General features: G+C 63.7%; 9 protein-coding genes. 2 read left to right on the top strand and 7 right to left on the bottom strand.

What is annotated here, in order from left to right; translation table 11 throughout:
• Nucleotides 1–52: 52 nt before the first annotated feature.
• Together nagZ and ACQ4OD_RS23310 are read right to left on the bottom strand one after the other, a co-directional pair.
• The gene (nagZ, locus tag ACQ4OD_RS23315; protein WP_430945005.1) at nt 53–1,051 is read right to left on the bottom strand and encodes a beta-N-acetylhexosaminidase; all 999 of its coding nucleotides are present in this window, start codon (nt 1,049–1,051) and stop codon (nt 53–55) included.
• Between the two features lie 180 nt (nt 1,052–1,231).
• Nucleotides 1,232–1,936 (bottom strand): TetR/AcrR family transcriptional regulator, encoded by a 705-nt coding sequence (locus ACQ4OD_RS23310; RefSeq protein ID WP_046856397.1) that lies wholly within the window; start codon nt 1,934–1,936, stop codon nt 1,232–1,234.
• Between the two features lie 219 nt (nt 1,937–2,155).
• Between ACQ4OD_RS23310 and lexA the strand changes: the two genes are divergently transcribed.
• Both lexA and sulA read left to right on the top strand, forming a co-directional pair.
• Entirely contained in the window at nt 2,156–2,764 is a 609-nt protein-coding gene (lexA, locus tag ACQ4OD_RS23305; protein WP_110698740.1) for a transcriptional repressor LexA, read from the top strand.
• 13 nt (nt 2,765–2,777) lie between these two features.
• On the top strand, nt 2,778–3,254 hold the full coding sequence (gene sulA / locus ACQ4OD_RS23300; protein ID WP_139672383.1) for an SOS-induced cell division inhibitor SulA: 477 nt from the start codon (nt 2,778–2,780) through the stop codon (nt 3,252–3,254).
• A 51-nt stretch (nt 3,255–3,305) separates the two neighbouring features.
• On the opposite strand, the gene ACQ4OD_RS23295 is transcribed toward sulA, so the two are convergent.
• The 5 genes from ACQ4OD_RS23295 to fadA form a co-directional block, all read right to left on the bottom strand.
• Nucleotides 3,306–3,539 carry a hypothetical protein gene (locus tag ACQ4OD_RS23295; protein ID WP_023630868.1) on the bottom strand — a complete coding sequence of 78 codons (234 nt, stop codon included), beginning with the start codon at nt 3,537–3,539 and terminating at the stop codon, nt 3,306–3,308.
• A gap of 51 nt (nt 3,540–3,590) precedes the next feature.
• A complete protein-coding gene (locus ACQ4OD_RS23290) occupies nt 3,591–4,112 on the bottom strand; it encodes a DUF6586 family protein (protein ID WP_430945004.1) in 522 nt (173 codons plus the stop codon).
• A gap of 109 nt (nt 4,113–4,221) precedes the next feature.
• A complete protein-coding gene (gene topA, locus ACQ4OD_RS23285; protein ID WP_430945003.1) occupies nt 4,222–6,831 on the bottom strand; it encodes a type I DNA topoisomerase in 2,610 nt (869 codons plus the stop codon).
• Between the two features lie 100 nt (nt 6,832–6,931).
• A complete protein-coding gene (locus ACQ4OD_RS23280) occupies nt 6,932–7,183 on the bottom strand; it encodes a DUF1653 domain-containing protein (protein ID WP_198753861.1) in 252 nt (83 codons plus the stop codon).
• Between the two features lie 78 nt (nt 7,184–7,261).
• Nucleotides 7,262–8,437, bottom strand: a complete 1,176-nt coding sequence (gene fadA / locus ACQ4OD_RS23275; protein WP_023629457.1) for an acetyl-CoA C-acyltransferase FadA — start codon at nt 8,435–8,437, stop codon at nt 7,262–7,264.
• Nucleotides 8,438–8,446 lie beyond the last annotated feature (9 nt).

Here is an 8,446-nt window from a genome sequence, read left to right as displayed (position 1 = left end):
CAGCCCCAGAGCTGCGTGGGAACGGGCTTGCCCCGCGACAAGGCCAGCGAGGTCAATCGACCAGCTGGGCTTCCTTCAACGCCCCCAACGCCTCCAGCCAACGCGGCTGCTGGCGGTAATCGGTACGTGCGAAGCCCTGCCCGCGCATCCGCGCAATTCGCGGCGACGGCTTGACTTTCATGCGCTGCGCCGCGCTTAGGGCCAGCTCGGCCGCTGCCCGGTCGTTGCACACCAGGCCCATGTCGCACCCAGCACTGAGCGCCGCCTCGATGCGGCTGGCGGCATCGCCCACCACGTGGGCGCCGGCCATGGACAGGTCGTCGCTGAAGATCACCCCGTCGAAGCCCAATTCGCCGCGCAGGATGTCCTGCAGCCAGCGCCGGGAGAAGCCGGCGGGCTGGTTGTCGACCTGCGGATAGATCACATGGGCCGGCATCACCGCCGCCAGCTTGCCGCTCAAGCGGGTGAACGGTACCAGGTCGGCCACGCGCAGTTGTTCCAGGCTACGGTCATCGACCGGGATGGCCACATGGGAATCGGCCTCGGCCCAGCCATGGCCGGGGAAATGCTTGCCACAGGCCGCCATGCCCGCGGCATTCATGCCGCGGATGAATGCGCCAGCCAGTTCGGTGGCCCGCTGCGGATTGCCTTCGAAGGCGCGGCTGCCGACCACCGCGCTACGCTGGTGATCGAGGTCCAGCACCGGGGCAAAGCTCAGGTCCAGGCCTACCGCCAGCACCTCGGTGGCCATCAGCCAGCCGCACTGCTCGGCCAGGTATTCGGCATTGGCGTTGTCGGCGATGGCGCGCATGGCCGGCAGGCGCACGAAGCCCTGGCGCAGGCGCTGGACCCGCCCGCCTTCCTGGTCCACGGCCAGGATCAGGTCGGGGCGGATGGCGCGGATCGAGGCGCACAGCTCGCGCACCTGGCGTGGGCTGTCGATGTTGCGGGCAAAGATGATCAGGCCGGCCACTTCGGGCTGGCGCAGCAGATGGCGGTCTTCGGCGGTCAGCCATTTACCGGCGATATCCACCATCAGGGAGCCTTGCAGGCTGGCAGTCATTGGGAATCCTTCATTGGAGATCCGGAGGTCGCGCGCGCGCGCGCAAACATCGGACAACGGGGTGTCCGATCGTTCAGTGGCGAAGCTGCCGTGTTGACAGGGATTGCGGCGGGGGCGAGTGCTGGCATGGGCGCTAGCTTAGCGCAAGCGCCCTGCCCCGCCCAGTGCTCAGGCCTTGGCGGGCGCGCCGGACTTGCTGCGTGGGCGCAACTGCGCCGCGGCCATGGCCTGGTCGGTGACACCGCTGTCGGCACGCATGCCGGCGGCCAGGAACGGCACCATCAGGCGCATCACCTGCTCGATCGAGGTGTTGATGCCGAAGTCGGTTTCGGCGATGGCGCGCAGGGCCTTGATACCGGACATGCTGAACGCCGCGGCGCCGAGCATGAAGTGCACGCGCCAGAACAGCTCCAGTGGCGGAATGCGCGGCGCGGCCTCGTTGACCAGCAGCATGTAGCGGCGGAATACCTTGCCGTACATGTCTTCCAGGTAACGGCGCAGGTGCCCCTGGCTCTGGCTGAAGGCCAGGCCCAGCAGGCGCATGAAGATCGACAGGTCGTTGTTGCTGCGCGGTTGCACGACCAGGGCCTGCTCCACCAGCATTTCCAGCAGCTCCTCGAGCGAGGCCTTCTGCTCGGGACGCGCCTGGTGGCGGTCGAGCTCACGCTCCAGGCTGGCGCAGAACGGGCCCAGGAAGCGGGAAAAGACTGCCTGGATCAGGGCTTTCTTCGAACCGAAATGGTAGTTCACCGCCGCCAGGTTGACCCCGGCCTTGCTGGTGATCAGCCGCAATGAGGTTTCCGCGAACCCGCGCTCCGCGAACAGCTGCTCCGCCGCATCGAGGATGCGCTCAACGGTTTCCGATTGGGCCATGACTACTCCGCCTGACAAACAGTTGTTTGAAACATACGTTTCAGTGCTGCACATGTCAAGGCTGGGTGACTGGCCGGTCGCCATTTAAAAGCGCCAAGCCACAAGCTGCAAGCGACAAGATGCACCCGACGCGCTCTATTTCTTGCAGCGAGTAGCTTGCAGCCGTCTCATCACTGTATATAATTCCAGTCACTGTATATAAAGACAGAGCCCTCGCCCATGCTGAAACTGACGCCACGCCAAGCCGAGATTCTGGCTTTCATCAAACGCTGCCTCGAAGACAACGGCTTCCCGCCGACCCGTGCCGAGATCGCCCAGGAGTTGGGCTTCAAGTCACCCAACGCCGCCGAGGAGCACCTGAAAGCCCTGGCCCGCAAGGGCGCCATCGAGATGACCCCTGGCGCTTCCCGCGGTATCCGCATCCCCGGCCTCGAGCCCAAGCAAGAGGACAGCGGCCTGCCCATCATCGGTCGCGTCGCTGCCGGTGCACCGATCCTCGCCGAGCAGCACATCGAGGATTCCTGCAGCATCAACCCGGCCTTCTTCCATCCGCGCGCCGATTACCTGCTGCGGGTACACGGCATGAGCATGAAGGACATCGGCATTTTCGACGGCGACCTGCTCGCCGTGCACACCACCCGCGAAGCCCGCAACGGCCAGGTGGTGGTAGCCCGCATTGGCGACGAAGTGACCGTCAAGCGCTTCAAGCGCGAAGGCAGCAAGGTCTGGCTGATCGCCGAGAACCCCGAATTCGCCCCCATCGAAGTCGACCTGAAAGACCAGGAACTGGTGATCGAGGGCTTGAGCGTCGGCGTCCTGCGCCGCTGAACCAGGAGGCGTCATGCAGCCGTTCACCCATGTACCCCAGCAAGCCCAGCTGCCGCTGTTCGAGGCCTTCCTTGCCCAGCCGGTGCTACCAGGCCTCAAGCCCAGCGCGCCACCGCGCAAGAGCAGCCAGCCAGAGCTGTTCAGCGAGCTGGCCCTGCGCGGCGCGCCAGGGCACTGCCAGAGCCTGCTGGCGCCGATCCTGCGCGAACTCAGCGAAGAAGACGACAGCCGCTGGCTGACGCTCATCGCCCCACCCGGCAGCCTCACCCAGGCCTGGCTGCGCGACGCCGGCCTAAACCGCGAACGCATCCTGCTGCTGCAACCCGGCGGCAGGCAGACAGCCCTGCAACTGGCCTGCGAGGCACTGCGCCTCGGGCACAGCCATACCGTGGTCAGCTGGCTGGGCACCATCAACAGCAACGCCCGCCAACAGCTGCAGCGCGCAGCGGCCAGCGGAAACGCACAAAGCCTGAACATCCGCCTCGGCTGATGTTCAGGCTTTGCCTGTCAATCGCTTGAAACCCTGGGCCGCTACCGTGGCTCAGTGAAGGACGCGTGGCCCCTCTTCACGCTCGAAGTCACCTTCAACCAGGCGACCGGCCATTTGCACGCCAACGCTGAGCATGGCCTTGGCCACCTCCACATGCTGTCCTTGCAGGAATGCCTTGGCATCCTCGGAGAAATCCAGGGTTACCAGGGAGCCTTCATCCTCGGCGCGGCGCAGCTCGATCCGACCATCAGGCAACTCGACAATTTCTAGAAAGGACGTTGACATAAAGGGCCTGCTTTTCACGAAAGGCCATTAGTGTACCAGCCATGGAAGCGCTCAGCACTCACTCAGCGCATCGCGGAATCGTCTCACCAGGCTTTTCAGGTTCTGCCGCCAGGCCTCCAGTTCCTCCCGGGAAAGCTCGACCGGCTCAGGCTCGTCCAGATTGACGGCCTGGATCAGCGGCTGGGTAACGTCACCCTTCAGGGTTTTCTTCGCGACCGGTGGTCGGAACAAATCGGCATAAGCCGCCAGCAGACGCGCCAGCCAGGTTTCCGGCTGGCGGGCCAACTCCAGCAGCTCGGCCATTTCCGGGATCGCCACGCTCTGCAGCACCTCGTCGCTGAACAGCAACTCCGCCCGTGCCGCCGAGGCCTGGGGCAGGCGGTAGAAGCCGGCGATCTCGTGGCACAGCCCAAGCAGCGCGCCATACAGGTGGAACAGCGCCGACTCGCGCTCGGCCTGGAGCAGCCCCTGGGCATTCATCGCCTGGCTGTCCGCGGCCTTGGCCATGGACTCCAGCGCGAGGCCGGCGAAGAACAGTTTCTGGTTGGTGCGAGTGTAGAGTTCCTGGGCCATTTCGACTGACTCCTGAAGGCTGCAAGGCGATTGCTTGCAGTTTCAGGGATTGCGCTTTGCTTGTCATCAAATGACTGGGGCCGCTCCGCGCCCCAGTCACGCCTTCAGATCAGCGCTTGTCTTCGACCTTCCACACCTTGCCGTCGTAGAACGCCTTCCAGCCGGTAGGCTTGCCGTCAACCTCGGACTGCACGTACTGCTCCTTGGTCTTGCGGCTATAGCGGATCACCGTCGGGCGCCCTTCCGGGTCCTTCTGTGGCGCCTCGCAGAGGAAGTGATACTTCGGATCGATCTCATGCTTGTGCGGGACGATCTCCAGCACCAGCGGTGCACGGGTTTCGCGGTTTTTCGGGAACTGGCTGGCGGCCAGGAACAGACCTGAGGCACCGTCACGCAGCACGTAGGTATCGTCGACCTTCTCGCACTTGAGCTCCGGCATGTCCACCTTGTCCATCTTCGGTGGCGCCGCCTCGCCGCTCTTGAGCAGCTTGCGGGTGTTCTTGCAGCTTGGGTTGGTGCAGCCGAAGAACTTGCCGAAACGGCCGGTTTTGAGCTGCATCTCGCTGCCGCACTTGTCGCATTCCAGGCTCGGGCCTTCGTAGCCCTTGATGCGGTAGTTGCCTTCTTCGATCTCGTAGCCGACGCAGTCCGGGTTGTTACCGCAGATGTGAAGCTTGCGCTTCTCGTCGAGCAGGTAGGCATCCATCGCCGTCGCGCAGATCGGGCAGCGGTGCTTGCCGCGCAGCACCAGGGACTCGGACTCGCCCTCGTCGTCAGCGGCGATTTCGTCGCCCGGCACCAGGTTGACCGTTGCCTTGCAACGCTCCTTTGGCGGCAGGCTATAGCCCGAGCAGCCGAGGAACACGCCGGTGGACGCGGTACGGATCATCATTGGCCGGCCACATTCCTTGCACGGAATGTTGGTCAGGGTCGGCTGGTTGGCGCGCATGCCGTGCTCGCTGGACTCGGCGGTCTGCAACTTCTTGCTGAAATCGCCATAGAACTCGTCGAGGACGTTCTTCCAGTCACGCTCGCCCTGGGCCACATCGTCGAGGTTCTCTTCCATGCCGGCGGTAAAGCCGTAGTCCATCAGGTTGGCGAAGCTCTCGGACAGGCGCTCGGTGACGATGTCGCCCATCTTCTCGGAGTAGAAACGACGGTTGTGCAGCGTCACATAACCGCGATCCTGGATGGTGGAGATGATCGCCGCGTAGGTCGACGGCCGGCCGATGCCACGCTTCTCCATTTCCTTGACCAGACTGGCTTCGGTGAAGCGCGCCGGCGGCTTGGTGAAGTGCTGGCTGGGATCGAGCTGGATCAGCTTGAGCGCTTCACCCTGGGCCATTTCCGGCAGCACGTCGTCTTCGCCCGGTTTGCTTTGCTGCGGCAGGACACGGGTGTAACCATCAAACTTGAGGATACGGCCCTTGGCGCGCAGCTCGAACTCGCCCGCCACCACGGTGACACTGGTGGACAGGTACTGCGCCGGCGGCATCTGGCAAGCCAGGAACTGGCGCCAGATCAGCTCGTACAGGCGCTCGGCGTCACGCTCCATGCCACTGAGCTTGGTCGGGTGGGTACTGACGTCGGACGGACGGATCGCTTCGTGCGCCTCCTGGGCCCCTTCCTTGCTGCCATAGACGATGGGCGCGGCAGGCAGGTACTGCTTGCCGAACTCCTTCTCGATGTAGCTGCGGGCCATCTCGACAGCGTCGGTCGACAGGTTGGTCGAGTCGGTACGCATGTAGGTGATGTAGCCGGCTTCGTACAGACGCTGGGCCATCATCATGGTCTTCTTCACCCCGAAGCCCAGGCGATTGCTTGCGGCCTGCTGCAGGGTGGAGGTAATGAACGGTGCCGAAGGCTTGCTGCTGGTCGGCCGGTCCTCGCGCTTGCTCACGCTGTAGCTGGAGGCCTTGAGCTTCTCCAGCGCGGCCATGGCCTGGGCTTCGTTGAGCGGCTTGAAGGCCTCGCCCTTCTCACGGGCTACCTCGAAACGCACCTTGGCGTTCTTGGCAGTACCCAGGTCGGCGTGGACTTCCCAGTACTCTTCGGGGTTGAACGCCCGGATCTCGCGCTCGCGCTCGACCACCAGCTTCACCGCCACCGACTGTACGCGGCCGGCGGAAAGGCCACGGGCGATTTTCGCCCACAGCAGCGGCGAGACCATGTAGCCAACCACGCGATCAAGGAAACGCCGCGCCTGCTGGGCGTTGACCCGGTCAATATCGAGCTCGCCCGGCTGGGAGAAGGCTTCCTGGATGGCTTTCTTGGTGATCTCGTTGAACACCACGCGCTTGTAACGACTGTCGTCTCCGCCGATGGCCTCGCGCAGGTGCCAGGCGATGGCTTCCCCCTCGCGATCCAAGTCGGTTGCGAGATAGATGGTGTCGGCATCCTTGGCCAGGCGGCGCAGCTCCTCGATGACCTTCTCCTTGCCGGGAAGAATCTCGTACTTGGCCTTCCAGCCCGCCTCGGGGTCGACGCCCATGCGTGCAACCAGGGTACGGCGCGCCTTTTCCTTCGGCGACAAGGCCGGAGCCTCGGCCGCGGCCTTGCCACGCTTGGCCGCCGGTTCCTTGCTCGCACTGGCGGAACCGCTGGTGGGAAGGTCACGGATGTGGCCGATACTCGACTTCACCACGTACTGGCTGCCCAGGTACTTGTTGATGGTCTTGGCCTTGGCCGGGGATTCCACAATGACCAGCGATTTGCCCATGGATCGGAGTATTCCTGAATCTGAAGATGAAAAACGCGTCAGGTGCCGGACGCGGCACCGCTATATATAGTGGCAAAAGAGTGAGGTCAAGCGCGGTCTATCACTCGCGCACCTTGCCCAGCCGCTCGCCAAGGCCCTCTTCGGCCTTGACCAAAGCAAAGCGTGGCACCTGCTCGCCGTCAACCTCGACGGACTCCTGGAACATCGAAAGTGGCCTGACCCAGAAGCTGTAATCACCATACAGGCACTGGTAGAACACCATCCACTCCTCGCTCTCGGAGTGTCGCGCAGCGCTGAAAACACGGTACTCAGGGCCTTTGTAATGCCGGTACACACCAGGTTGTATCTGCATGTCGCTCGCCCTCTTGAACAAATCCTGTAAAAAACAAAAGCCGGGGCACATGGCCCCGGCTGCTGTCCTGCGACGCGATCAGACGCGTTCGAAGACAGTGGTGATGCCTTGGCCCAGGCCGACACACATGGTGGCGACGCCCAGGGTACCGCCATTTTGCTTCATGACGTTGAGCAGGGTGCCGGAAATCCGCGCCCCCGAGCAACCGAACGGGTGACCCAGGGCGATAGCGCCGCCGTGCAGGTTAACCTTCTCATTCATCTTGTCGAGCACTTTCAGATCTTTCAGCACCGGCAGGGCCTGTGCGGCGAAAGCTTCGTTGAGCTCGAAGAAGTCGATGTCGGCTATGGTCAGACCAGCGCGCTTGAGGGCTTTCTGCGTCGACGGGACCGGGCCGTAGCCCATGATCGCCGGGTCCACGCCGGCGACCGCCATCGAACGGATGACCGCCAGTGGCTGGATCCCCAGGTCCATGGCGCGCTGGCCGGACATGACGATCATGCACGAGGCGCCGTCGGTGATCTGCGACGAGGTGCCCGCGGTGACGGTGCCGCCTTTCGGGTTGAACGCCGGCTTGAGCGACGCCAGGCCTTCGAGGGTGGTTTCCGGGCGAATAGTCTCGTCGTAGTCGAAGACCTTCAGGAAGCCGTTCTCGTCGTAGCCCTGCATCGGGATGATCTCGTCCTTGAACTTGCCTTCGACCGTCGCCTTGTGGGCGAGCTGGTGCGAACGCACACCGAACAGATCCTGTTGCTCACGGGTGATGCCGTGCATCTTGCCCAGCATCTCGGCAGTCAGGCCCATCATCCCGGAAGCCTTGGCAGCGTGCAAGGACAGGTGCGGGTTGGGGTCGACGCCATGCATCATGCTGACGTGACCCATGTGCTCGACACCACCGATGACGAACACGTCGCCGTTGCCGGTCATGATCGCCTGGGCGGCGGTGTGCAGCGCGCTCATCGACGAGCCGCACAGGCGGCTGACGGTTTGCGCGGCGGAGGTGTGCGGGATCTGGGTCATCAGCGAGGCCATGCGGGCGATGTTCCAGCCCTGCTCCAGGGTCTGGTTGACGCAGCCCCAGATCACGTCTTCGACTTCTTTCGGGTCGACCTTGTCGTTGCGCTCCAGCAGCTTGCTGATCAGGTGCGCGGACATGTCTTCGGCACGAGTGTTGCGGTGCATGCCACCCTTGGAGCGGCCCATCGGCGTGCGACCGAAGTCGACAATCACCACGTCTCTTGGATTCAGGCTCATATCAATATT

The sequence above is a fragment of the Pseudomonas sp. WC1 genome (assembly GCF_050586565.1).
Lineage (GTDB): Bacteria > Pseudomonadota > Gammaproteobacteria > Pseudomonadales > Pseudomonadaceae > Aquipseudomonas.
The sequence above is the reverse complement of the archived record's forward strand: the minus strand, read 5'-3'. Positions and strand labels throughout refer to the sequence as shown.